20 protein-coding genes, 1 tRNA gene and 1 pseudogene are annotated in these 24234 nt (G+C 57.4%); 15 read left to right on the top strand and 7 right to left on the bottom strand.

Annotated elements, in window-relative coordinates; genetic code table 11:
- Positions 1-274: transposase (locus B5D49_RS12770; RefSeq protein WP_144019487.1), on the top strand; the 274-nt coding region annotated here is incomplete at its 5' end.
- Positions 275-527: 253 nt separating this feature from the next.
- Here B5D49_RS12770 and B5D49_RS12765 read toward each other — a convergent pair.
- A tRNA-Pro gene (locus tag B5D49_RS12765) sits at positions 528-605 on the bottom strand.
- Positions 606-862: 257 nt separating this feature from the next.
- Between B5D49_RS12765 and B5D49_RS12760 the strand changes: the two genes are divergently transcribed.
- The 6 genes from B5D49_RS12760 to B5D49_RS12735 are packed head-to-tail and all read left to right on the top strand — an operon-like array spanning position 863 to position 8905.
- Positions 863-1918, top strand: a complete 1056-nt coding sequence (locus tag B5D49_RS12760) for a protein-glutamate methylesterase/protein-glutamine glutaminase (protein WP_078718098.1) — start codon at positions 863-865, stop codon at positions 1916-1918.
- A 41-nt stretch (positions 1919-1959) separates the two neighbouring features.
- Positions 1960-3885, top strand: coding sequence for a HEAT repeat domain-containing protein (locus B5D49_RS12755; protein WP_078718097.1), 1926 nt, complete (start codon positions 1960-1962; stop codon positions 3883-3885).
- Position 3886: 1 nt separating this feature from the next.
- Complete coding sequence (locus B5D49_RS12750) at positions 3887-4765, top strand: CheR family methyltransferase (RefSeq protein WP_078718096.1); 879 nt, start codon at positions 3887-3889, stop codon at positions 4763-4765.
- Positions 4766-4775: 10 nt separating this feature from the next.
- Positions 4776-5381: a chemotaxis protein CheW gene (locus B5D49_RS12745; protein ID WP_078718095.1), complete on the top strand. Its 606-nt coding sequence runs from the start codon at positions 4776-4778 to the stop codon at positions 5379-5381.
- Positions 5374-5766, top strand: coding sequence for a response regulator (locus B5D49_RS12740; protein WP_078718094.1), 393 nt, complete (start codon positions 5374-5376; stop codon positions 5764-5766). The genes B5D49_RS12745 and B5D49_RS12740 overlap by 8 nt, the downstream gene beginning before the upstream one ends.
- Positions 5767-5824: 58 nt before the next feature.
- Positions 5825-8905, top strand: coding sequence for a chemotaxis protein CheA (locus B5D49_RS12735; RefSeq protein WP_078718092.1), 3081 nt, complete (start codon positions 5825-5827; stop codon positions 8903-8905).
- A gap of 90 nt (positions 8906-8995) precedes the next feature.
- On the opposite strand, the gene B5D49_RS12730 is transcribed toward B5D49_RS12735, so the two are convergent.
- Positions 8996-9937 carry a hypothetical protein gene (locus B5D49_RS12730; RefSeq protein ID WP_078718091.1) on the bottom strand — a complete coding sequence of 314 codons (942 nt, stop codon included), beginning with the start codon at positions 9935-9937 and terminating at the stop codon, positions 8996-8998.
- A gap of 322 nt (positions 9938-10259) precedes the next feature.
- Here B5D49_RS12730 and ybgF point away from each other — a divergent pair, with 322 nt between their 5' ends.
- Together ybgF and dprA are read left to right on the top strand one after the other, a co-directional pair.
- Positions 10260-11159 carry a tol-pal system protein YbgF gene (gene ybgF, locus B5D49_RS12725; protein WP_078718090.1) on the top strand — a complete coding sequence of 300 codons (900 nt, stop codon included), beginning with the start codon at positions 10260-10262 and terminating at the stop codon, positions 11157-11159.
- 171 nt (positions 11160-11330) lie between these two features.
- A complete protein-coding gene (dprA, locus tag B5D49_RS12720; RefSeq protein ID WP_078718088.1) occupies positions 11331-12587 on the top strand; it encodes a DNA-processing protein DprA in 1257 nt (418 codons plus the stop codon).
- A 63-nt stretch (positions 12588-12650) separates the two neighbouring features.
- Here dprA and B5D49_RS12715 read toward each other — a convergent pair whose 3' ends face one another.
- Together B5D49_RS12715 and B5D49_RS12710 are read right to left on the bottom strand one after the other, a co-directional pair.
- Positions 12651-13634, bottom strand: coding sequence for a 2-hydroxyacid dehydrogenase (locus B5D49_RS12715; RefSeq protein ID WP_078718087.1), 984 nt, complete (start codon positions 13632-13634; stop codon positions 12651-12653).
- A 12-nt stretch (positions 13635-13646) separates the two neighbouring features.
- Entirely contained in the window at positions 13647-14114 is a 468-nt protein-coding gene (locus B5D49_RS12710; protein ID WP_144019485.1) for a hypothetical protein, read from the bottom strand.
- A 134-nt stretch (positions 14115-14248) separates the two neighbouring features.
- Between B5D49_RS12710 and B5D49_RS12705 the strand changes: the two genes are divergently transcribed.
- The 6 genes from B5D49_RS12705 to B5D49_RS12680 all read left to right on the top strand — a co-directional run bounded on the left by B5D49_RS12705 (position 14249) and on the right by B5D49_RS12680 (position 18408).
- On the top strand, positions 14249-14521 hold the full coding sequence (locus B5D49_RS12705; RefSeq protein WP_078718085.1) for a TMEM165/GDT1 family protein: 273 nt from the start codon (positions 14249-14251) through the stop codon (positions 14519-14521).
- An 84-nt stretch (positions 14522-14605) separates the two neighbouring features.
- Positions 14606-15001 (top strand): hypothetical protein, encoded by a 396-nt coding sequence (locus B5D49_RS12700; RefSeq protein ID WP_078718100.1) that lies wholly within the window; start codon positions 14606-14608, stop codon positions 14999-15001.
- Between the two features lie 3 nt (positions 15002-15004).
- Positions 15005-15841, top strand: coding sequence for an HDOD domain-containing protein (locus B5D49_RS12695; protein WP_078718084.1), 837 nt, complete (start codon positions 15005-15007; stop codon positions 15839-15841).
- 186 nt (positions 15842-16027) lie between these two features.
- Positions 16028-16888, top strand: coding sequence for a GGDEF domain-containing response regulator (locus tag B5D49_RS12690; RefSeq protein WP_327083022.1), 861 nt, complete (start codon positions 16028-16030; stop codon positions 16886-16888).
- Positions 16863-17897 (top strand): tyrosine recombinase XerC, encoded by a 1035-nt coding sequence (locus B5D49_RS12685; protein WP_078718082.1) that lies wholly within the window; start codon positions 16863-16865, stop codon positions 17895-17897. The genes B5D49_RS12690 and B5D49_RS12685 overlap by 26 nt, the downstream gene beginning before the upstream one ends.
- 1 nt (position 17898) lies before the next feature.
- The gene (locus tag B5D49_RS12680) at positions 17899-18408 is read left to right on the top strand and encodes a peptidylprolyl isomerase (protein ID WP_078718081.1); all 510 of its coding nucleotides are present in this window, start codon (positions 17899-17901) and stop codon (positions 18406-18408) included.
- 477 nt (positions 18409-18885) lie between these two features.
- Here the strand turns inward: B5D49_RS12680 and B5D49_RS12675 are convergent.
- From B5D49_RS12675 to B5D49_RS12665, 3 genes and pseudogenes are all read right to left on the bottom strand, one after another.
- Positions 18886-19971, bottom strand: a pseudogene (locus B5D49_RS12675) (NAD(P)H-dependent flavin oxidoreductase); the annotation flags it as partial.
- A gap of 74 nt (positions 19972-20045) precedes the next feature.
- Positions 20046-21257 (bottom strand): L-2-hydroxyglutarate oxidase, encoded by a 1212-nt coding sequence (lhgO, locus tag B5D49_RS12670; RefSeq protein ID WP_078718079.1) that lies wholly within the window; start codon positions 21255-21257, stop codon positions 20046-20048.
- Positions 21258-21305: 48 nt separating this feature from the next.
- Positions 21306-24233 carry a PD-(D/E)XK nuclease family protein gene (locus B5D49_RS12665; protein WP_159447235.1) on the bottom strand — a complete coding sequence of 976 codons (2928 nt, stop codon included), beginning with the start codon at positions 24231-24233 and terminating at the stop codon, positions 21306-21308.
- Between the last annotated feature and the right edge of the window lies 1 nt (position 24234).

Below are 24234 nucleotides of genomic sequence, written 5' to 3'. Positions count from 1 at the left end.
CGTGAAAGGCACCAATCAGACAGCCTGCCGTAAACATGTGGCGGAGTTGCTTGAAAAGATAGCCCAATTGAAGCAGGCTCCGTTTGCCCCGCTAAAAACCCTGGGACGAACGCTGTACAGCTGGCGGGAAGAGGTCGCCTGCATGTTTCGTTTTGCGCGAAGCAACGGGATCACCGAAGGATTCCACTGGAAAATGAAACTGATCCAGCGACGCGCATACGGCTTCAGGAATTTTGAGAACTACCGCTTACGCGTCAAGGTGCTGTGCGGGTAAGTGGACATGCTCGGAACAGTTCGCTTTCGTGACTGCCCCCGTTTTTGGTGTAGACCCCGTGCATACGGCTTCAGGAATTTTGAAAACTACCGCTTACGCGTCAAGGTGCTGTGCGGGTAAGTGGACATGCTCGGAACAGTTCGCTTTCGTGACTGCCCCCGTTTTTGGTGTAGACCCTAGAATTTGTATTACCGTCCAGTATTACCAAATGAAAAAGGGTTTACGGAGTGTTTCCGTAAACCCTTTATTTATCTGGTCGGGATGGCGCGATTCGAACGCGCGATCTCTGCGTCCCGAACGCAGCGCTCTAGCCAGGCTGAGCCACATCCCGTGTGAGGAAAAGCTTTCTATCCAAAGCTATTCCAAAACGCAAGGGTCAATTTAGGGCTGGCAGGATAAATTTTCTTATGAACGCAATTAAGTTACTGTTGTTGCTGAAATAAAAAAGTTTTTTACAAAATCAAATTTGGGATCGGGAACTGTTTTGATTTCTGGGCAAAATCTAATAGTATAGGATATCATCCTGATTCTGTGAGAGGAAAATCTGACCATATCCTGGTCATAGGGTATGTTGGGAAGGAGTTGGTATTGATTAAGGTTCTCGTGGTGGATGATTCCGCCTTCATGCGAAAAGCCATCAGCACCATGCTGGAAAACGATTCCGGTATCCGCGTCGTGGGCATGGCGCGGGACGGCGAAGAGGGATTGGAGCTGACCCGGAAGCTCAATCCCGATGTCATTACGATGGATATTGAGATGCCTCGGATGGATGGGTTAACCGCATTGCGGCATGTAATGATGGAAATGCCTCGTCCGGTGCTGATGGTCAGCTCATTGACGACCGAAGGAGCCCAGGACACGCTGCGGGCCATGGAGCTTGGGGCCGTGGACTACATTCCGAAACAGTTGTCCAGGGTCTCCCTTGATATCATCAAGATTGAGGACGACCTTATCGCCAAGGTCAAAAGCGTGGCCCGCCGCAAGGTCTTTCGTCCTTCGGCCAGGCCACGCCCGGTCACGGCAAAGACCGAGGTGACCAAGCCCGCCCCGTCGGTTTCGCGATTGGCGGTGCGGCGCGATGTTATTGCGGTGGGCGTTTCCACGGGCGGACCGCCCGCAGTGCAGTCTATTTTGTCCGCCTTGCCGAAAAATTTTCCTGCCGGAATCGTCATTGCGCAACATATGCCCATGGCTTTTACCGGGCCATTTGCCCAGCGCCTGGACGGTGTTTGCAACATCCGTGTGAAGGAGGCTGAGCATGGGGAAACGTTCATGCCGGGTACCGCGTACATTGCCCCGGGAGGGCGGCATACGACGCTGAAGCAGCGTGTGTCCCACATCGAACTGCAGGTTGGGGACCAGCCGAGTGACGCCCTTTATAAACCGTCGGCCAATGTGTTGTTGGAGTCGGTGGCCGAGGCCGTTGGACGGCGTGGTTTGGGGGTTATTCTTACAGGGATGGGGAATGACGGTTGTGAGGGTATTGCCCGGCTTCGTGAGCGTGGAGGCAGGGCGCTGACCCAAAGCGATGAAACATGCGTGGTGTATGGCATGCCCAAGGCCGTGGTCGAGGCCGGACTTTCGGATCAAGTTGTAGACCTGGACGATATGCCGCGTGTGCTTTTGGAGACAATTTATCAGTGATATGTGCCGCTTTGCGGGGGAGCGAAGCAAGGGGGACATTTATGCTTGATACCGGGAGCTTGCTACATCGCCTGCAGGGGACCGACACCGGGGATGTTCGCGAGGCCGCCTTTCTGGCGGGGGATGAGCGGGTTGCTGAGGCTGTCCCCCTGCTGACGGTGTTGCTGGCTGACGGCAATGTGGGGGTACAGGAGGCGGCGGACTCGGCCCTGCGTTCCATCGGAGGCGAGAAAACGGTTCGGGAGGTGCTGCCGTTGCTGCGTTCGGAGCAAGCGCCGGTTCGCAACCTGGCCATGGACATTTTGCGTGATGTCGGTGTGCAGCATTTGGAGCCTTTGTTGGAGTTGATGCACGACGAAGATCCTGACGTGCGGATTTTTGTGTCGGACATTCTTGGTTCAACGGGAAGCGTACGGTCTGTTGAACCCCTGGTCCGGGCGCTGTTGCACGATCCTGAAGTCAATGTCCGTTGTCAGGCTGCGGTGAGTTTGGGCGAATTGGGCAACGAGGACGCAGCGCCGGCGCTTGGCCGGGCCATGCGTGATGAGGAATGGGTTCAATATGCCGCGGTGGAGGCCTTGGCCAAAATCGGGCATGGCGGAGCCGTGGACGAACTGCTCAAGGCTATGGACAGCTGCTCCGAGTTGGTGCTCTCCATGATCGTGGAGGCATTGGGAACCATCGGGACGCCCAAGGCCGCATCCCGTCTGCTTTCAAGGTTGAATGAATTTTCCGATGTTTTGGCCCACAAGGCCGCTACGGCCGTGGTGGGAATTTTGGGTGCGCCATCTTTGAGCCTGCTTTCGGCCCAAGGACGTGAAACGTTGCGGCAGGGGTTGCTGGGCGCGCTGGAGGATGAAGAGTGGGATGTCCGGGAAGCGGCCATGCAGGGGCTTTCCGTGCTGGGCGGGGAGCAGGCGTCCGACAGTATTGTACGCATTGCCGCACAACTGGATGAAGATACCCATCCCGAACGGTTGGCGACCGCCATTGATGCCTTGGCCTCCATCGGTTTGACCCAGGCGCTGACCGAGGCTCTGGCCGGGAAGGAGCAGGGATTGATGCTGACGGCTGTGTCGGCCCTGGCACGTTGTCGCGACTCGGAAGTTCCTACCTTGCTGATGCGGCATTTTTGGGAAAAACCATTGGATGTGCAACGGGCCATTTTAGCGGCGCTGTATGAAACTGCTGAATGGGAAGCCCGGGATTTTTTTCTGGATGTTTTGCATCGGCACAACGACGGAAAGATCTATCGCTGGGCATTGCGGTTTTTGGGGGAAAAGCTGCATGACCGTGAAGCTGGTGAAGTGTTGTCCTCTTTTTTGCGACACAAGTATAACGATGTGAAGGAGGCCGCGCTGGAGGCCTGCATTGCGGTGGGGGGCGAGCGCATGACGCAACGTTTCCTGCGCATGTGCGGGGACGATGATGAACTACAGCGAATGATGGGGGTTTTTGCCCTCGGACGTCTGGATGCGGCGCGTCATCTGGATGCCTTGGAACAGTCGCTGCGGGATGTCTCTCCTGAGGTCCGCCGTGTGGCGCTGGAGGCGGTCGCCCCTCAATGCCGCACCAAGGAGCGGGTTTTGCGTCTGGTGGCGGGAATGCTGGATGACGGTCAGCCGGAAGTGCGGCTGACTGCGGTACGGCTTTTGGGGGCATGCGACCTTCCGGCAGTGGTTCCGCATTTGCTTCGTGCTCTGGAGGACGGTGAAGATTGGGTGCGGATTCGCGCCATGGAAGCCCTGGGGGATATGAAGGTGGTCGAAGCCGTTCCGCGATTGACCGGATTGGTCACATCACCCAATCGTCTGCTGGGAATTAAAGCGGTGAACGCCCTCGGCCGAGTGGGGGATAGTCTTGCGTTCCAGGCGTTGCTGGACATTTCCGGGGGCGAGGACCAAGAACTGGCGGACGCGGCCCAGGCAGCCATTGAGGCTGTGCAGCTTCACGGGGAGGAACAATAAAGTGTCCTCGCTGTTTTCCAAGACCGGAAGCCAAGCCGGAAAAAACGGCATTACGCAGCAGGAATTCGACGATCTGCGGGCCTTTATCTATGAACAGTGCGGTATTTTTATCCCCGACAACCGTCAATATTTGATGGAAAATCGTCTTTCCAACAGGATTCGGGCCTTGAATCTGAGTGGCTTTGGCGATTACTATCATTATTTGCGGTATGATGCGGCTCGGGAAGCAGAGGTGCAGAAATTATTCGAGGTCATCACCACGAATGAGACCAGTTTTTTTCGCAATCCGCCGCAGATCAAGGTTTTTGAAGAGAAGATCTTACCGCAGGTTCTGGCAAAACAACGTGCGGCCGGGCGACGGCGGTTGCGTATTTGGTCTGCGGGGTGCTCCACGGGCGAGGAGCCGTATACTCTTGCCATTTGCGTCCACCGGGTGCTTGGCAATGAACTGCGACTCTGGGACGTGAAGATTACAGCCAATGATTTGTCCCGCCGCGTGGTGGACGTAGCTCGGCAGGGAGTGTATTCCAGTTACGCCCTGCGCACCACTCCCACGGATGTTGTGCGCGAGTATTTCGCTCCTGAGGAGCGCGTATATCGTATTCGTTCTCACGTTGCGAAACTGGTGAGCTTTGATGCCATCAATTTACGCGATCGGGCACAACTTCGCCGTGTGGAGCGGTCTGAGATTGTTTTTTGCCGCAATGTGCTGATTTATTTCGACGAAGACATGAAGCGTCGCGTCATCAGCGCCTTCTACGACAACCTTTGCACCGGCGGATACCTTTTTATCGGGCATTCCGAGTCGCTACACAACATTTCCCGGGCGTTCAAACCCGAACACCACCCCGGTGCCATCATCTATAAACGGTTGGACTGAGGCGGCCTGTATGCAGACGGAATATGGCAACGAACCGTGCAATGCCTCGGCCTCGACTCCGGCGGGGTTGGAGGTGTTTGCCGCTCGTTGCGGCCTGTGTGCTGAGGACTGGCGTTCGGACAGTGCTTGCGTCCCCCGTCGCGATCAGTGCGAAATAATGCGGGACTTGCCGGAGCTGGGGGTAATCACCTTTCGTCTGTCGGGCCATTTGATGGCGCTCCCGTTGGAGGCGGTGCAGGAGGTAGTGCGCAATGAAAGCCTGACCCGACTTCCGGCGGCCCCGGCATATGTTGCGGGTATTCTTCCCAAACGGGAGAGAGTGGTTCCGGTGGTCCGGTTGCGCGAGTTGTTGTCGCTCAATTGTTCTCGTGATCGGGAGCGGTTCATCGTCATTTGTCAGTACGAGGGGCTTCAGATGGGGATCATGATGGATTCCATTGTGGCCATGCGCCAAGTTGCGGGCCGGGATCTGGATTTCAACATTGCCGACCGACTTGGCGGCCTGGCCCGGTATGTGTCGGCATTGGTTCGTTGCGGTGGGGAGCTTATCAGCCTGTTGTCCATCCACGGGTTGATGGGAGGCATGATCGAAAAGGAGGGATTGGCCCATGCCTAAACATATTTTGATCGTGGATGACTCCAAAACCGTGCGAAACTTGGTGGCCTTCATCATGAAGCGCGAGGGCTTCCAGGTCACCACAGCCGAAGACGGGTTGGAAGGGCTGGAAAAATTGTACGGTGCCAACCATGTGGATCTGGTGATCGCGGATATCAATATGCCGCGTATGGACGGGCTGTGTTTTATTGAAAATATGCGGGAGCAAAAAGGGTATCGGGATTTACCGGTGATCGTGCTTTCAACCGAAGGCGAGGACCGGGATATTGAATCCGCGCTTTCCATCGGAGCTAATATTTATATGGTAAAGCCCGCCCAGCCTGAGAAATTGATGAAGAACGCCAAGATGTTGCTTGGCGTATCCGGTGAGGAGGGAATTTCTTGACTTGCGGGAAAAAGCCCGGAAACATGGCCTCTCAACCCCACGCCATAGGGAGCGGTGCATGAGTCAGGAATATATGGATCCGGATTTGCTTGCGGATTTTTTCAACGAGGCGAAGGAGCATCTTGAAACCATTGAACCCAATTTGCTCCAATTGGAGAGTCATCCCGACGATCTCGAGCTGCTCAATGAGATCTTTCGCCCCATGCATTCCTTGAAGGGCGCCTCCGGATTTCTTGGACTCAACAAAATCAATCAATTGGCGCATAAGGCAGAAAATGTTCTGGATGATTTGCGGCAGGGGGTCAGCCCCGTCACGACCCAGGTGATGGATATCATCCTTTCCGCCACGGATGCCCTGCGCACCCTGGTGGAAAACCTCGAAGCAACGGGCACGGAAGGGGATGTTGACGTGAAGGAGATCATTGATCGCATTGAATCGCTGCAACAGGGAGAACCGGCCGCGCAGGACAGTGCCTCCGGCGATTCCGGGGATCAGGGACACTTTGAAAGCGGGGAGGCGGCATCACCCCGCATGGACGATTCTTCCCCGGCTGGAGGAGAACCTGCCGCAGGAAAGGACGTCCCCGCCAGGCACGCGGCTCCCCGTATTGAATTGAGTGGTGACCCCGATTTCGACCCATCGCCCTATGCCCTGACCACGGTAGGGGAAGGCCACCTTACAGACTTTCTTGAAGAAGCTCAGGACATCATTGAGGATCTGAACCGTTCCCTGGTGGCGTTGGAAGGAGCGCCCGAGGAACCGGGTGAATTGATCAACGATATTTTCCGGTATTTCCACAATCTGAAAGGTAACAGCGGCATCATCGGGTTCAAGGAGTTAAACGCCTTGACGCATGAGGCTGAAACCTTGCTCAATCGGGTTCGCAAGGGGGAGATGGCTTCGTCGCAGCCGTTGTTCGACCTGCTGTTGGCTGTGGTGGACCTCATTGAAGAGATGGTCAGCCATGTGGAACCATCCAGCGGCGAGGTGACTCCCATGGACGGATCCGGCATGGTGGAGGTGTTGCAGCGGACTTACGAACAGGGCGAAATTCCGGATTTGACGCCCACAAATGTTTCGGATTCGTCGGAGGAGGGGAGCACTGTTGACGCGGCGGCCGAAGCCGACGCCTCGTCCGGTGCCGGGAATGCGCCAGTGCCGCATGATGACGATGACGTCTTGGCTCAGGGCGCGTTCGACCCTGAAGATGTTTCCATTTTTGAAGGCGCTGTACGGCAGCAGGAAGAAACGCTTCGTGTGGCGCTTGCGGAATTGCGAAAGGATGCTTCGCAGGAACGGCTCATCGATGGCATGTTCCGGGCGTTGAATACGATTCGTAATTCCTGTGGCTACATGGGGCTGCAGGCCTTGAGTGACTATGCTTCCCAAACTGCCAGCCTGGTGGATCAGGGGCGAAAGGGTGGGGATTTCGGGCCGCTCCTGGATATTTTGGATCAAGAAATCGACATTATTTCCGAGCGGTTGCATTACGCTCTGGAACGGATGCACGCCGTGGTGGAGTCGGCCTCGGATTCCCCGGGGACAGTCGAGAGCGACGGGGCCGACCCTTCCGAAGTCTCGGCGGTACCGTCCGAGCCGTCTGAAGGCGTTGCCGCACAGGAGCCTTTGCCGTCGGCTTTCGAAGCTCCGCACGATCGTCAGGAGCAGCCTCTGCCCGCGGACAGGGGAGCATCGCAAGCGCACCCCGCGCCTGCTTCCGCCCCGGCAATGCGGGATGCACAGCCGGCTCCGGTGAACCAGGATGTTGCGGTTCCTGTCCGTTCGGCTGGCAAGGAAGCAACGGTTGCCACTGCTCCTTCGTCGTCCGGGGGCAGTTCCGGCATTCGGCACAAGAGTGCCAGCACTATTCGTGTGGATCATCACAAGCTGGACCATCTCATGAATCTCATCGGTGAGCTGATCATCAACCGCAATCGCTATGCGCTTCTTGCCCGCGCTCTGGAAGAAGGACAGGAGGAAGTGCACGAAGTGGCCCAGCAGCTTACGGAAACCACGTATGCCATGGCCCGCATTTCCGACGATCTCCAGGATACCATCATGAATGTGCGGATGGTGCCGGTGCAGACGGTGTTTTCCCGGTTTCCCCGTTTGGTTCGCGATCTTTCCCGGAAAAGTGGCAAGCAGGTCGAATTGATTACCGAAGGAGAAGAGACCGAGCTTGATAAGAGCGTTGTGGAGGAAATCGGCGATCCTTTGGTACATCTGGTGCGTAACGCCGTGGACCACGGCCTGGAGGATGAGGAGCAACGGGTGGCCGTTGGCAAGAACCCCACAGGGCATGTTTGGTTGCGTGCCTACCACAAGGGAAACTCTGTGGCCATCGAAGTGGAGGACGACGGACGGGGCATTGACCCGGAAAAAATGCGCAACGTAGCTGTCCGCAAGGGGGTTCTCACTCCGGAAGAAGCCGCGAACCTGGACGACCGTGAGGCCGTGGAGTTGATTTTTCATCCCGGTTTTTCCTCGGCGGAAAAGGTGACGGATATCTCAGGCCGGGGCGTTGGAATGGATGTGGTCAAGACCAACATTAAGAATCTTAAAGGCAGTGTTCACACCCAGTCCGAAACGGGTAAAGGCACCAAGCTGACGCTGACTCTGCCCCTGACGCTGGCCATTATCGACGCGCTCATGGTGGAAGTGGCGGGTGAAACCTTTGCCATCCCCCTGGACGCGGTATCCGAGACCACAAAGATCAAAGCCGCCAAATTGTCGGATGTGAACAGCCGAAAGGCCGTCACCTTGCGGGGCGAGGTGTTGGGTGTGGTGGAACTTTCCGAGCTGTTGGAGTTGCCCGGTAATGAGGAGGAGCGGTCCATTTTGCCCATCGTGATTGTCCATGACAATGACCGGCGTGTGGGGTTGGTGGTGGACCGATTGCTGGAACGTCAGGAAATCGTGATTAAACCCCTGGGGCAGTATTTGAGCGATTTCCAGCTGGATGGAATTTCGGGCGCCACGATCATGGGCGATGGTTCCGTGGTTCTTATTTTGGATCCCCATGAAATTTATTCTTTGGCAACGTCTATGGGACGGCCGCAGGCTCGCGGGTTGGAGCGTCCCAAGCTGGGAACGTTGCAGCAGACTCCGGCCCGCATGCTGGAAAAAGGCGCGAGTTGATTCTTCGATCGCTACGCCTTTGGGAGAAAAAGAACCGCCCTGGGTGTCAGCCGGGGCGGTTCTTTTTATGGAAAGAATATGGTGAAGGGATCAAGCGGCGGGCAGGAGTACAAACGCCATGGTCACCGCGCAAAGATGAGCGGCCCAACAGAGCAATCCGCCAGCGATGACCAAACCTTTTAACCGCATGGGGGTCCGGCTGCGCCAAACGCAGATCCAGAGGATGCAGCAAATGACGGCCAGAAGCGCACCTGCTCCGAGCACCGGGCCAAAGGTCGAGTGCAGCAGCAAGTCGCGGTCAGCGGGGCTGATGCCAGCCAGCAACCAGGCCATGCCTCCCTGTTGGAGAAGCATAAAGGGAGCGGCCCAGCGTGCGGCGGCCGGGAGTGCGTAGTTGTAATAGTCTCTGCCCCAATCGTCCCGCTTGCGGCGGTAGAGAATGAAGATCATACCTAGACCGCCGGCAAGGGCCACGCCCAGGAGCAGGAACTGCACCGCAAAAGGCCAGATCAGTGAAGCCGGGCCGGGTATGACCAGGGGATGAAGGGGAGGTTCCTGGCCAGCCGCCAGTGCGTGCAGCAGGTCCGGGGCCGCGGCAATGGTCAGCGGAAAGGTGCTCAAGGCGGCCAGCATTCCCGGCAACCCGATAAGAATATGGACGAATTTGCGGTTTCGCAGTGCAGGAAAGGTAAAGGCGTACACGGTTCCGAAAAGCAGGGCCGTCCCCCAGGCGATGAGCATCGGGAGGGCCGGGGATTGGGTGGAAAGGAGCCATGTGTGCAGCCAGGGCAGGGAGCGTCCCAGGATGATGACGCCGCCCAGGAAGGCGATGGTGGCCGTGGCCATGAACGCCACAAACAGGGAAGCCGTTTGTTGAGCGAATTTAAAGGGCATGACTTTTCCCGACGTCAGGGAAATGATTTCCATGACAATGGCGGGAACAAGAGCGCCCAGTCCGGCTGCAGCGAGCATATCGAAAAAAGCCGGAGCCGCGAGCTGTGAAAAAAGAGGGAGTAGGTTGGCAGAATTCATTACAGGGTCTCCATTTCAATCTGCGGGCCGCTTGGAGCGGGCAGGGCGGTCAGCGGGCCAAGCCTGGTCGGTGAGCGCCTCCTGACGGGATCCAAAATAATACTGTGCCTCTTTGAAAAAAAGGTCCATTCTTAAAGGATGGAAGAGGCTTGACGGTGGATTGCCGAATGCCGACAAAAAAAGGTACCACCAAGCTGAACAGGCGCGGGAAGCATGTCATTTCAATGCCTGAAAAGCAAGTCTGGAACGTCCTTCCTTGCCAAAACCAGTGCTTTGGCCTACAGAAAATGAAGTGAATACAAAGAGTCCGCCGGAGAGAGTAATGAATCGGATTTTGCTGCCGCTGTTGTTGGGAACCGTGTTGCTGTCGGCGGGGTGTGCCGCGAATATGAGCACTACTGCGGATGCCAGTCGGGAGTGGCGGCTCCAGACGTTGGAAGAGAGTTTTTTGGATTTCCAGGAGGAGCAGCGTCGTGCCGCTGAAGAGGAACGCCGTGCCGACCGGGAAATCATGAATCGTCTTGACCGCCTGGAGCACCGGGTCAGCGAGATTTTGGGACCGGGTGAGGAGTTGCCCGCAGAGTCACCGGTGGAACGTCCGGCGGAAGGGATGGCGCAAAATCCTTTTGAACCGGGGGCAACGGCGGACTCTCAGCAGGCGATGTCCTCCCCGGCAGGGATGGCGCCAGGAGCGCCGCAAGTCTCGGAGCCTGAAATGGCCGAACCGCTCCCCGCGCCCGTGCAAGCCGGACCGGAAAGCGGTGAGGAAAAGCCTTGGGCTCAGGTGCCTGGCCCGGCTCTGGAGGCCCATGCCAGAAAACCCCAGCCCAAGACTTCGACGCCGCCCTCTCATTCCTCCCAATACAATAAAGGATTGAATCTTGTTCGTTCAGGACGCCTCCAGCAGGGGCGTCAGGTGTTGGAGTCTTTTCTCAAGGAGCATCCGGGCCATTCCCTGGTCCCTAACGCCATGTATTGGATCGGGGAAAGCTGGTACGGCAACAAGCAGTATCCGCAGGCCATTTTGGCCTTCAAAGACGTTGTGACCAAGTATCCTCAACATCACAAGGCCCAGGCCGCCCTTCTCAAGATCGGCATGTCCTATCGAAATGTAGGCGACAAGGATAACGCGTTGTTTTATTTGCGGACTTTGGTGGAGGACCATCCTGGATCCTCGCCTGCCAAAATGGCGGAACGCCTTCTGCGTGAAATTCCGGAGTAGTTTTTTGCTCTGGCCCCATGCTTTTACACATTTGGGCTTTGCGCTTGGGCAATTCATGACAGCCGCACAACGGTTCGGTGCCTCTTTGGTCCCGATTCCTTTATTTCCTCCTGTCCAACGACGGCTGTGCATGTATGGCGTTTGTTGCAGGCTCCTGTTGCTGTGTTGATTATGGATTGGAATAAGGAATTCTTCGCCTGTTTGGCTCTGCGACATACGCCGGGGTTGGGACCGCGTACCTGGAAAACGGTCCTGAACGCCTATGACAGTGCCTATGTCGCGCTACGCGATGTGGCGCACTGGCGAGAGCGGCGGCTGGCCCGACGTGACCAGGTGGAGGCTGTTCGCCGTGAGGCCTGGCGTGAGGAAGCTGAAGCGGAATACCGTGCGGCCCGATCGCGGGGCATGTGTGCCCTTTCCTGGCATGACCCCTTGTTCCCTCAACGATTGCGAGAAATTCCGGACCCACCGGCTCTGCTCTACGTTTCCGGCGATGCGTCTTTGTTGGCGGGACCGTGTATCGGCGTTGTGGGGGCGCGAAAATGCACGCGTCACGGTCTGGACGCGGCAGCGCGAATCAGCGCGGAGCTGTCCCGTATGGGATTGAGTATTGTTTCCGGATTGGCTTTGGGAGTTGACCGTGAAGCCCATTTGGGCGGGTTGGCCGGTGTGGGGTCATCCGTGGCTGTGCTCGGCTGCGGGCTGGATGTGCATTATCCCAAAGGCAACGATGACCTGCGTGCGGCGTTGGAACAGCGGGGGTGTGTCGTCAGCGAATTCGCACCTGGCATTCGCCCGGATGCCAACAATTTTCCGTATCGCAATCGAATCATCAGCGGATTATCCATGGCCGTGGTGGTTGCCGAGGCCGCCAAACGCAGCGGGAGCCTGATTACGGCACGTTTAGCCGCGGAGCAGGGGCGGGAAGTGTTTGCCCTGCCCGGACCGGCGGGACAGGCTGCGTTTACAGGGTGTCACTCTTTGATTCGCGACGGGGCCATGCTCGCAGACTCCGCGGAGGACGTGCTTCGTGAATTGCGGTTTCAGTTTCAGGATGAGCTGGCGGGAGTGCCGTCCGGTGCGCCGGCCAGTAAAACCATGCCCGGTGGCACGGAGGGGGGAAGTGCTGATGTGACGGCTTCGCCCTGCGTGCCTTTATGCGCCGAACACACTGCGGGTACCCGCGAACCAGCACGGCCGGGGGCTGTTGATGTGGCTCCGGCAGGCGTGATCCCTCCGGATCCGAGCACTGAACCGGATGCCCATGCCCTTTGGCAGGCTTTGGGGGAGGGGCGCTGTCATATCGATGAGTTGACCCGCCTTCTGGGCTGGGAAAGTGCCCGGGTGAGTCAGGCTCTTTTGCTCATGGAGCTTTCCGGCCATGTCCGTCAGTGGCCAGGAATGCGATATTCCCGCGTTGCCCGTTAAGCGAACGTTGTCTTCGCCCTTTCCAGCGTTTTCCGGATGTATCTCCCTCTGGCAGGAGCGTGGTTACGCGAGCACCTCGGGATTCAGACACGTGGGCGGAACCGTCCCATGGAGCATGGCCAACAGATTCCGGGCCGCCAATTCGGCCATGGCTTCCCGGGTGGTGTGTGTGGCCGAACCGACGTGAGGCAGCAGTACGGCTTGCTGGAGCGCGGCCAATCCATCGGCCATGACGGGTTCCTTTTCGTAGACATCCAGCCCGGCTCCGGCAATGTCTCCTTCCCGCAGGGCCGCGACAAGGTCATCCTCTTTGATCACCGGGCCGCGGGCCGTATTGATCAAAATGGCGGAGTTTTTCATTTTTCGGAAGGCTCTTCGGTCGAAAAGGTGGCGTGTTGCCGGGGTGAGCGGGCAATGCACGCTCACGAAATCCGAGCGTTGCAGTAGTTCCTCCCAGGAAACACATTGGGCATTTACTTTTGATTCCAATATCTGGTTGCGTCTTCCTGAAGGGGATTCGAGATACAGCACGGGCATATCAAAGCCTCTGGACATCAGAGCCATAGCCGTGCCAATGCGTCCGGCTCCGACAATCCCCAAGGTCCGGCCGGAAACGTCCATTCCCATATACTGCATTGGTCCCCATCCGGGCCAGTGGCCGGAGCGCATCACTCCGTCGGTTTCCACGATTCGGCGGGCCACGGCGAACAGCAACCCCCAGGCCAGCTCGGCAGTGGCGCGGGTGAGCACATCCGGGGTGTTGCTTACAGGAATGCCCCGACGCGTGGCCTCGGTCACGTCGATGTTGTCATATCCGACCGCGTAGTTGGCATACCCCACAAGCTTGGGTGCTGCGTCAAAAAACTCCGCATCAATGCGGTCCGTCAGCAGGCCGATGACGCCGTGGGCGTCCTGCACAGCCTCCAGAAGTTCGGTTCGCTGCATGGGGCGGTCTTTCTTGTTTTCAACAAGCTGGACTTGCTCACGAAGTTGGGACAGTCCTGCTTCGGGCAGGGGGCGAGTAATGACGACTTTGGGCAGTGACATGGCGACTCCGTATTATTCGGGAAAAACAAAAAAGCTTTGCTCCAACAAGCGACGTCCCTGGCAGGAAACGCGAAGAATCCATTGACCGGCCAGTTTGGCCTGTTCAGCATCCAGCCGGTGCCAGAGGCCGACGGTTTCACCGGGGCTGGCGCGGTGCGTACGGCTGAGGCGCAGGTTGGGCTGTCCGGTGACCACGCCGCGTGCAGGTCGAAAGCTGATCACCGTGTGGTAGGATACCGGAACCGTGGAATCGGCTTCCAGACGAAAAAGAATGCCGAAGGCCATGCCTTGTCGTCCGGGGATGCGGGTGGTGCGCCGCACAATGTTGATACGTTTTCCTGCCAGCCCGTCGCCCGAGGCAAGGATGCCGTGATCGAGCAGCGTCGCGCTGGTGGAGGTTTTGGCTCCGGCCCCGGCAGGGCAGGCAAACAAGGAAAGCAGTACCAGCCAGGTCAAGAATGGGCGCAATGTGGAAGACATGGTTTCCCCTTGGCTTTGAGCAATGTTTTTCATGATATGTTGACGAGGAATTGAAATCAAGACTCTTTGCCATTCCCACGGCTTCGTGGCATGTTCTCCTGCCGTTCGACATAAAGACAACAGGAGAACAGCGCATGGATTGGAAGCTCTTTTTCACCGCCTTTGGAACGCTTTTCCTGGCGGAACTCGGCGATAAGACCCAACTAGCCTGCGTACTCATGGCTGCTCGTTCGGAAAAGCCCTGGGCTGTTTTTTTTGGGGCTTCGCTGGCGTTGGTGTTGGTAAGTTTGCTGGGCGTCATGTTTGCGCAGCTCATTTGTCAATACGTTCCCCAGAATCTGATCAAGAAAGTCGCGGCCTTGGGATTCGTAATCATGGGAACGTTGATTTGGTTTGACAAATTGTAATTTGTTTCCTGCCGGAGCGGAAAAGGCATTGCCCCGCTTCAAGGGATGGCCTATCCTGAGGAAACGATCAAGAGGTTCGACCAGATGCAGAAAATTCCACTAGAACTGGCCCGTTCGGGCATGACCCTGGCGCAGCCCGTTAGCCGGGAGAACGGTATCACCATCGTGGGTGAAGGGGTGGAACTGACGGATGCCCTGATTGATCGTTTGCAGGGGATGAAGATCTCACGGGTGGTGGTCAAGGGAAATCCCGTGCAGCTGGAAGGCGGCGGCGCTTCGGCTTTTGATCAGCGTCTGTCACGTCTTGACCACTTGTTTCGTGGGTATGCGGACGATCAATGGATGCGCAAGGTAAAGGCATTTTTGACCAATTATTTTCGGTTGAAGGCCGCAGCCCAAGCCGCAGCCGAGGCAGCCGAGGTCGAGGAAGAAGCGGTCGAACCGCAGGATGAGCAACGGTCCGAAAAGGATGCGGAGTAACCCATGTCCGAGGATCTCAATACCCTGGTCAAGGGGCAGGTACTGGCCGTCAAGGATTTGCCGACGTTGCCGGGTGTCCTGGACGAGGTGACCCAGCTGGTGCAGGATCCGGATTCTTCCACGGAGCAGATCGCCAAGGCCATTTCTCGTGATCAGGTGCTTTCCGCCAAGGTGCTTAAGATGGTCAATTCTCCGGTGTACGGTTTCCCCGGCCGGATCAGTTCCATCCAGCACGCTTTGGTTTTGTTGGGTTTCAACGTCATTCGCGGAATCATCATTTCCACGTCGGTTTTCGATATCATGCAGGCGGCCATGCGGGGACTGTGGCAACACAGTCTTGGTTGCGCCACGGCGTGCGGTATTATTGCCCGCCACGCCGGGATCGAAGAGGCGGAAGAATTCGCCGTGGCCGGATTGCTGCATGATTTGGGGAAAGTGGTGGCTATTGTCCAATTGCCGGAGCTGACCGAACGGATTGCAGAAACCGTGCGGCTCAAAGACGTGTCCTATTATCAGGCGGAGCGCGACGTGATGGGGTTCGGCCATGATCGCATCAATGCCTGGTTGGGGCGCTATTGGCGGCTGCCCGCCAATTTGCGTGAAGCCATGGCCCGGCATCATCGTCCGGAAACGGCTCAGCACTATCCTGAAATCACGGCCGCCGTGCATGTGGGCGATTTTTTGGCCAGGGCTTTTGAATTCGGCAATTCCGGGGATGATCAAATTTCCTATCTGTCGCCCAAGGCCGTGAACGTCTTGGGGTTGCGGATGGCGGACCTGGAACGCATCATGGATGAACTTGGCGAAAGTTATCTGGACGTCGCGGATCTTTCATTCTGACGAACTATGAGAAATTCGGTCGCGGGACCGAAACAATGCCGTGGTCACCAAGGGCTGCCGCGGCGGGGGCGTGTTATGGATGCGCGCGTATCGCCTTGCTATTTCAATCATCCGCAACGGGTTTATCTGGTTACGCCGGATGCGGAGTTGTTGTCTCTGCTTGAGGGGCTTTGGTGGCCAGGGTGCATGGAATTTTCTCTGTTTTCCAGGGCATCCGAGGCCTTGGAACAATTGTTCGGCAATCCTCCAGACCTGTTGCTGACGGACCAGCGACTCCCGGACATGACCGGCGCGCAATTGGCGAACCTGGTCAAGGGAGAAAATGTTTACCGGCAACTTCCCGTTATCCTTTGCCTGGACCATGAGGATATGGAGTATCCTTGGGATTGGAATGACGTGGAAGTGGATGACTTTTTGTTCCGTCCCTTTTTTCCTGCCGAAGCGCGTGATCGCATCAATCTGACCCTCCTGCGCGCGTTACGCGCCCTGGACGCCAACCCGCTTTCCAAATTGCCGGGCAACACGAGCATCCTGCAACGCACGCAGGACTTGGTGGATCGTGGGGAACGATTCGCCTTGGGCTACGTTGATTTGGATCACTTCAAGTCCTTTAATGACAAGTATGGATTTTCCAGGGGCGACGAGGTGCTCATGATGACCGCCAGGCTGATCGTGAACACGGTACGTGACATGGTACGCGACAAACGGGAGCTTTCGTTCGTTGGGCATGTCGGGGGGGACGATTTTGTTTTCATCGTGGCGGAATTTCGGGCCGAGGATATCTGCCGTCGTGTGATCGCGACATTTGATTCCCTGGTGCGCGGGTTTTATGACCAGGAAGATCGAAAAACGGGCGGCATTGTTTCCACGGATCGGCGCGGCAATGTGCAGAAGTTTCCGTTTATGGCGGTTTCCATTGCCGTCGTCATGAATCGGGGCGGCAAACTTCGGCATGCGGGCGAGGCTGCCTCCATTGCCGCTGCTCTGAAAAAAAAGGCCAAGAGCGACGAGAAAAGTTGTTATGTCATTGATCAACGCAAAGAATAGCGATCCTGGAAACGATCCGCCGGAACTGGTCCGTGCATTTTTGGCCTGGTTGGATTCCGAGCGGGGCTATTCTCCCGCAACATTGCGGGCATATGCTACGGATTTACGGGAGTTTGAAGGATTCCTTCAGACGCTGGAGTTGAGCCTGTCCCGCCATGGTGACGTGGAGCGGGACCATGTGCGCGGCCTGCTTGCCCGGCTGCACCTCCGGGGCGTGAAAAAAAGCACGGTGTCACGCAAGCTGTCTTCGATTCGAGCTTTTTTTCGATACCTGGACATGCGGGGTCTGCTGGATAACGACCCGACCAGCGGCATGGGCAACCCAAAACAGGAACGCCGCACTCCCCGAGCGCTTAATGTGGACCAAACCAAATCCGTAATGGAAGCGCCTACACCGCCGGATGCGTCCGGCCTGCGGGACCATGCCTTGGTGGAATTGCTGTATGGCGCGGGGTTGCGCGTGAGCGAGGCCTTGGCTCTGGATGTCGATGAAGTGGACCCCGGTGCAGGGGTCATCCGCGTGCACGGCAAGGGGAGCAAGCAGCGACTGGTTCCCATTGGAGCCACTTCCGCGAAGCGGCTTCGGGCCTGGATTCGGCATCGACATGAATTGCTGGTGGATCCCATGGAGCCGGCATTGTTTTTGGGGGATCGTGGCGGGCGACTGCACCGCCGCCAGGCCCATCGGATTGTGGCTCGGTTGGCGCGGGATGCTGGATTGCCGGAAAGCGTGCACCCGCATACCTTGCGGGGGAGTTTTGCCAGCCATTTGCTGCAGGCCGGTGCGGATCTGCGTGATGTGCAGGAATTGCTCGGACATGAACGAATCTCCACGACGCAGCGCTACACGAGCCTGGACTTGCGGCACGTCATGGGGGTATATGACCGGGCGCACCCGCTTTCCGGGGACGGATCCTTGCAACAGCGGGAGCCAACCAGCGGTAATGACCCGTCATGGCCCGGCCATGATGAACTCGACCAGGAATCAACGGATAGTGAAGGAGAATAACATGGCGAATCCCACGGTACTGATGGAAACCTCCATGGGGGACATGCTTATTGAACTGTATGAGGACAAAGCCCCGGAGACCGTGGCCAACTTTTTACAGTATGTGGATGATGAGTTTTACGATGGCCTGATTTTCCATCGCGTCATCAACGGATTCATGATTCAGGGCGGCGGCATGACCGTGATGATGAAGCCCAAGGACACCCGAGCTCCCATCAAGAACGAAGCCGCTAACGGTTTGAAAAACGAGTTGGGTACTCTGGCCATGGCCCGGACACAGGATCCGCATTCCGCGTCCAGCCAGTTTTTCATCAACGTGAAGGACAACGCGTTTTTGGATTTCAAGGGCGAGACGCCGGACGGCTGGGGGTACTGCGTGTTCGGCAAAGTTGTGGACGGGCTTGATGTCGTTGAAAAGATTAAAAAAGTACGCACCAAGAATGTTGGCTACCATGCCGATGTCCCTGTTGAGCCGGTGACCATCAATTCGGTTCGACGGTTTGAGGCGTAGTGGGCCGATCCGGGGCGGCGGTCTGTAGTGGCGATGTGGACGTTCAGCTGGTTACCAATGAGGAATAGGTGTTGGTTTTGAATGTCGTCTCTGCCTGACGGTCCCTTGTTTTGGAACAGCCTAATGAAAGAACGGCCCGCTGCTCACAGCGGGCCGTTCTTTTGATGGATAGGATTTGCAATAGCGTGGCTACGCTTCCCCCGGGTCGGTCCGGCGGCCTTCCGGCAGGTATTCCTGCAAGGTGCTGCTAACCTTCTCCTGCATTTGTTCCAGGTATTCTCGGGCATTTTCCCTGCGTCGGGTTGCTTCCTCGTGCATCTGATCCAGGTATTGCCGGGCGCACTCTTTGCCCCGGTTGGCCTGGGCCTGCATCTGCTCCAAGTATTGTTTGGCTTCAAGTCGATAGCGGGCCGCGCTGTCCGTGACCAGATCCATGTATTGCCGAGCGCTTTCGATGTAGCGCCGTGCCGCGGCCTCGGCTCTGCTGCGGGCAGCTTCTTCTTTGAGTGAGCAGAAAAGATCCCGTACGGTTACGATTTTTTCCACGAGGTAGGCGTTGGCACCGGCAAAGGCGAAACCGTGCTTGAGCAGACCTCGTTTAGCATTCATCAGTGCCTTGGCGATGCAGTATGGTCCATCTTCCTGCGGGCAGGAAGCCAGGCATTTGTAGGGGCATTTGTGGGGCTTGAGCAAGCCGTTCTTAACCTTGTCCAGGAAGACGTTGCCCACGGCCCGACCGGGCAATCCAACAGGGCTTTGGATCACGCGCAGGTCTTCTTTTTTGGCGTTGACAAAAGCCTTTTTGAATTCAATATCCGCGTCGCATTCTTCGGTGGCCACGAAGCGGGTGCCCATCTGTACGCCTGCGGCTCCCATGTCCATGAATCGAACAATGTCTGCGCCGGAGTAAACTCCGCCCGCCGCGATCACTGGAATGGGGCGGCGTGCCTGCATTTCGAATTCATGCACGGCCTCGATGGTTTGAGGCAGAATTTTTTCCAAGGCAAAGTTCGGATCATCGATCTGCTCGGGCTTAAAGCCGAGGTGTCCGCCTGCTTTCGGCCCTTCTACCACAAAGGCATCGGGCAGACGGTCAAAGCGTTTGAGCCATTTTTTACAAATGAGCTTGGCGGCGCGTCCCGAGGAAACGATGGGAACAAGTTTGGTGTGCGTATTTTCGCGTTGGTCTTCGGGCAAGTGCGCAGGCAGATCCAAGGGCAGCCCGGCACCGGCGAAAATGACGTCGATGCCTTCGCGCACGGAAGTACGGACCAGCTCGGCAAAGTTGGTCAGGGCGCACATAATGTTCACCCCGATGATGCCGTTGGAAAGTGAGCGCGCCTTGCGAATTTCAGTTTTTAAGGCACGCAGATCGGCCTCTTCCGGATTGGAGGCGCGGTCGGGTTCGTACATTCCGATCATGGGGGTGGCGATCACGCCCACGCCGCCCTCATTGGCCACGGCGGAGGCGAGTCCCGAAAGGGAGATACCCACGCCCATGCCGCCCTGTACGATGGGCAGGCGGGCCACAAGGTCGCCGATGTGAAGGCTTGGAAGGGTCATTGTGTTACTCCAGGTAAGAGTGCTCGAAAGATTGTATTGCTCCCGGGGTGAGGGCATACCCGCTTGCCGGTGGATCAGGCAAGAAATTTTTTAACCACCATTTCCGCAAAGGGAATGGAGCAGGTGAACGCCGGGGAAATAGCGTTGAGTACATGCAGGCAGGAGCCTTTCTGCTCTACGCGAAAATCCATTACCATTTCATTGGTGCGTAGGTCCACTAATTGTGGGCGGATTCCCACCTTTGGGGTATCCTTGAGCCATTCGGGGCGGAGTTTGTGGACCAATCGGCGTGCATCGTGGTAAAAGGCCGAGGCGAAATATTTTTTCGGCTCACGGAGAGCTACGGAGCGGAATTTTGAATTTTTAAAAAGTAGAACCGCATCACGATATAAGATGGACGTGGCCTCTTTGTCCAGCCCTTTGAAGAGTCCATAATTTTCCCGTCCAAAGGCGGGTATGGCGGTGGGACCGACATAGGCCTCGCCGTGCACGGATCGCGTCAGGTGGACGCCCAAAAATGGATTTCGGATGTCTGGCACGGGATAGATGTTGCCGTTGACCAGATCGGCTTGCTCTGGAATAACCTTTTTGTATAACCCTTTGAAGGGGATAAGCTGATAATGTTCTGCTCCCCCGTAGTGACGCGCCACTCGGTCGCTGAAGGCTCCGGCCGCGTTGATCAGGGTCTGAAATCCCACCCGGCCTCTGGTGGTGGCCATGGCACGGGGACCGAGCGCGGAGATGAATCCGGTTCCAAAGAGAAACCGAACTTTGCCGGTATCGTTGAGTTCCTGAATCAGGCGGCGCAATACGGCCCCCGGGTCTACCTGGGCGGTTTGAGGAGACCAGAGCGCTTCCTCCACCGTACGGGCGTTGGGTTCAAGCGTGGCCAATTGCCGGGCGTCGATGCGTTCTACGTCGGCTCCGTTTTGTCTGGCCCGTTGGTATAATTCCCGAAGTGCGGGGCGTTCTTTTTCATCTCGGGCCACGATGACCTTTCCGGCGGCCCGCAGAGGCAGGCGATGTTCTTCGCAGTATTCCCGCATGGCCTGGTTGCCCCGGCGGCAAAGTTCGGCGCGGGTTGATCCTGGCGTATAGTAAATGCCTGCGTGGAGAACGCCGGAATTGCGGCCGGAAGCATGTAGCCCTTGCTCCGGCTCTTTTTCCACGATCAGAATATCGGGGGCGCCCTGCCGGACCAGTTCTCTGGCCAATGTCAGGCCTATAATGCCGGCGCCCAGGATGACGATTTCAGCCTGTTCATCAGTATGGATGCGGTCTTTCATTGAGCATACCTTTGAAGCGGGTTGGTTGCAGGGGGATAGACATGCGGGTCATTTGCCGCAGGGACCGCGAAAATCACAAAAGTCACAATGCATCCCTTCCTGCGGAGAGAATACCGGGGCATTGAGCAAATGGACGGCCACAGCCTCAAGGAGTGTGGCGCATTGGGTTTGGATTCGCTCCACGCATTCTTCCGGGGGCATTTTGTCGAAAAGCGTGTACTCTCCGCCGTCTTTTGCAAGCCGGATCCAGGCCGCGTTCCAAGGAACCTCGTTTCTGTCTTCCGCGTACATCCGAAGATAGGCTGGCAACTGCAACCCCCGAACCGCGTCACGGATCCCCGTGAGCAGGGCCGGGTCTTCGGGGTTGGGTTGCTCCATGCGTTTCCATAGAGCGGTTTGGTCCCAAAAACCCCGACGTGGCCGGGAAACCAGGCCTGTTTTGTAATCCATGATAAGCACTCCCTCGTCTCGACGGTCCACCCGGTCGAGTCTCCCATGGAGTACTATGAAGCGGTTCGGCAGTTCGATGCATCCTCGAACCGTTTGTTCCAGTTCCAGAATGCGAGTTTTTTTCTGTTTGGATAAAAACTGTCGCAACCGGAGTGCGCCTGCTTCAAGTAAAGCGCGTTGGGCGTCCAGAGGCATGCGGGGATAAAAGTCGCTCTGCTCCAACGAGGCCGAAAAGGTCTGCACGAGTTTTTCCGCAGGTAAGGTGGAAGGATCCACTTCTCCGGCTTGATCATTTAGGTAGGGGAGAAAGAAATCCCGCAGCGTGTCGTGGATGACGGTGCCGAATTCGGCACGGTCCCCGTCTTCCTCGACTTGTGGCAAGGACCGCAGGGGGGTGAGATAACGATAGTAAAATTGTTTGGGGCAACGCAGATAGCCGTCCAGCTGGGAGGGCGTGAGTCCCTTTTCATCCACGAGTTGCTCCAGGCGTTCCTGTATGAAGGCGGAACGGGGGATGGTGGCGATGCCGTGGCAGACCGGGTCGGAGCGAAACCGGACGGCCGTGAGCGGCGGCTTGTCACCAGGGGCGAGCAGTTCGCCGCGACGCTGCTCTTCCTCCCAAAGGAGTTGTTCCACGTAGCGGGATCGAACGCTTTTTCCTTCCAGCGCACCAGGTTGCACACCGCTTTGATACAGAAGCACGGTGCGTTCCGAACCCTTGACCAGTCGATGAAAGTTGTAGGCCGAAACATGGTCTCGCTCTCTGGCGTCCGGCAGGCCGAGAAGGGGACGAAGAGGATCGGGAAGCAACGGATCCACGGGAGCGTTTCCCGGGAGCCTTTCTTCCACGGCGTCCAGTACGAAAAGTCGTCGGAAACGGAGCAACCGGGTTTCCAGCACGCCCATGACCTGAAGCCCGGTGAGCGGTTCCGCCTCGAAGGAGACGCGTTCTGCCCGGCAGAGTTGGCGGAACAGTGCGGACAGCGTGCGGAAGCCGAGCGGCTCGTGGCTCAGAGCCGTGTCCATGAGTTGCGGGATGACGCTGGTGAGGAGTCGAGCAAGGTATTCGGCATCCGTGACGTAGGCCTTCCAGAGATGGCTTCCGGCCTGAAGCAGGGTTTCGGCCAGTCGTTGAATGGCGCGAGCCATGTCACCCAGGGTTTCGACCGTTGTGAATCCGTCCAGGCAGACATCCAGCAGTTCCAGTCGAAGCTTGTCGGCGAGGTCGGCCTGCTGTCCGTTGAGATCCGAAAGCAGAGCTTCACCATAGGGAGGGAGCCATTGACTCGGATACTGCATGGGGTCACCGGAGCGAACGGTCCCTTCAAGCCAGAGGAGCACGGCCCGGAGCGGAGTCCCATCTTCCGCGCGCAGCATCTTCAGGTAGGGATGGCGTACCAGTTCCAGGAGATCCCGCCAATAATAGCGCCCTTGCTCATCCTGGCCTTCACGGCAGCGCAGCACGCATTCCATAAGCTGGAACAGGGCGGTGCGCTCCAGAGGATAGCCCATGGAGACGTTGACTTCCTTATTTTCCGGCAGATGGTGCAGCACGGGAAGCAGTGCCCCTTCATCGGGCAGCACCACGGCGGTATCGGCCGCGTCCGGATCCCGTTCCAGTTCCTTGCGGAGGGCTGCAAGCTGGGAATGCAGGTCGAATCCCTCAACAAAGGTGATCTGCGGCTCTGAATGTGGCGCGCGGGCGGCGTCGAACAGCTCCACTTCAGCCCCCCATCGACGCATCCAGGCCCGATGCTCAAAGATTGAGGAATGAGTTTTTCCACCTTGCGCCAGGGCCGGGTCCGAATGCCAGAAAACATCCAGCCTGCCTTGCTCCCAAAGTCGGTGGAAAATGGCTTCTTCCACGCCGGACAACGCGTAAAATCCCGCGCAGACCACATCCTTGTCACCCAATCCCAGGGGGGAGGGAGCCTCAAGAGCCTGATCCAGTCGCTGCATGACCAGGTGTGCATCCCGCCCGGGCGTGGTCCAGTCGCGTTGTTCCAGCCCTTTTAGATATTCGGTATGAAACAGAGAAAGATGTTCCAGCAGAGCCGCGGCCCAGTCGATGACTTCCCCCTCCACGTGGCGGATATCCTGTGGGGTGATGCCTTGCCGCAGCATTTCTTCCAGCAGTGCAGCCAGACGGATTCCCCAGGGCAGGAAGCGTTCTTGCTCCAAAGGCAGCTCTCCGAGCAGACCGCCATGATCGCGTCGCAGGCGCAGGGCAATTTCGTGAAGCAGTGCAGCCAGATCCAGTTTTCGTGCGGGCTTTAGTGGAGTGTGGTCCAGGCCGTGGCGTAAGTGCGTGACCATATCCTCAAAGGAGCGCATTTCCGGCAAGAGCCGGGGACGGGGTACCCGGGGATCGGTGGCGAAAAAACGTTTTAGATAGAGAGCCGGGCGTTGGTGGGGAAAAATTATGACCAGGGAGCGCGGGTCTCGTTCCACGGCCATGCGGCCCAGGGCACGGACGAAATCCTGCCGCCAGTCTACAAGACGGATGGAGCGTGAAGGCAAAGGCATG

The organism is Paucidesulfovibrio gracilis DSM 16080 (assembly GCF_900167125.1).
Taxonomy (GTDB): domain Bacteria; phylum Desulfobacterota; class Desulfovibrionia; order Desulfovibrionales; family Desulfovibrionaceae; genus Paucidesulfovibrio; species Paucidesulfovibrio gracilis.
This window is presented reverse-complemented; position numbering and strand designations above follow the sequence as displayed.

What these genes read in the sequence shown, in the direction of transcription:
- B5D49_RS12690 (WP_327083022.1), top strand. Translation starts at nt 16,028, where the DNA reads ATGGAATTTTCTCTGTTTTCCAGGGCATCCGAGGCCTTGGAACAATTG.
- B5D49_RS12755 (WP_078718097.1), top strand. Translation starts at nt 1,960, where the DNA reads ATGCTTGATACCGGGAGCTTGCTACATCGCCTGCAGGGGACCGACACC.
- B5D49_RS12735 (WP_078718092.1), top strand. Translation starts at nt 5,825, where the DNA reads ATGAGTCAGGAATATATGGATCCGGATTTGCTTGCGGATTTTTTCAAC.
- dprA (WP_078718088.1), top strand. Translation starts at nt 11,331, where the DNA reads ATGGATTGGAATAAGGAATTCTTCGCCTGTTTGGCTCTGCGACATACG.
- B5D49_RS12710 (WP_144019485.1), bottom strand. Translation starts at nt 14,114, where the DNA reads ATGTCTTCCACATTGCGCCCATTCTTGACCTGGCTGGTACTGCTTTCC.
- B5D49_RS12715 (WP_078718087.1), bottom strand. Translation starts at nt 13,634, where the DNA reads ATGTCACTGCCCAAAGTCGTCATTACTCGCCCCCTGCCCGAAGCAGGA.
- ybgF (WP_078718090.1), top strand. Translation starts at nt 10,260, where the DNA reads ATGAATCGGATTTTGCTGCCGCTGTTGTTGGGAACCGTGTTGCTGTCG.
- B5D49_RS12745 (WP_078718095.1), top strand. Translation starts at nt 4,776, where the DNA reads ATGCAGACGGAATATGGCAACGAACCGTGCAATGCCTCGGCCTCGACT.
- B5D49_RS12705 (WP_078718085.1), top strand. Translation starts at nt 14,249, where the DNA reads ATGGATTGGAAGCTCTTTTTCACCGCCTTTGGAACGCTTTTCCTGGCG.
- B5D49_RS12730 (WP_078718091.1), bottom strand. Translation starts at nt 9,937, where the DNA reads ATGAATTCTGCCAACCTACTCCCTCTTTTTTCACAGCTCGCGGCTCCG.
- B5D49_RS12695 (WP_078718084.1), top strand. Translation starts at nt 15,005, where the DNA reads ATGTCCGAGGATCTCAATACCCTGGTCAAGGGGCAGGTACTGGCCGTC.
- B5D49_RS12700 (WP_078718100.1), top strand. Translation starts at nt 14,606, where the DNA reads ATGCAGAAAATTCCACTAGAACTGGCCCGTTCGGGCATGACCCTGGCG.
- lhgO (WP_078718079.1), bottom strand. Translation starts at nt 21,257, where the DNA reads ATGAAAGACCGCATCCATACTGATGAACAGGCTGAAATCGTCATCCTG.
- B5D49_RS12665 (WP_159447235.1), bottom strand. Translation starts at nt 24,233, where the DNA reads ATGCCTTTGCCTTCACGCTCCATCCGTCTTGTAGACTGGCGGCAGGAT.
- B5D49_RS12740 (WP_078718094.1), top strand. Translation starts at nt 5,374, where the DNA reads ATGCCTAAACATATTTTGATCGTGGATGACTCCAAAACCGTGCGAAAC.
- B5D49_RS12685 (WP_078718082.1), top strand. Translation starts at nt 16,863, where the DNA reads ATGTCATTGATCAACGCAAAGAATAGCGATCCTGGAAACGATCCGCCG.
- B5D49_RS12680 (WP_078718081.1), top strand. Translation starts at nt 17,899, where the DNA reads ATGGCGAATCCCACGGTACTGATGGAAACCTCCATGGGGGACATGCTT.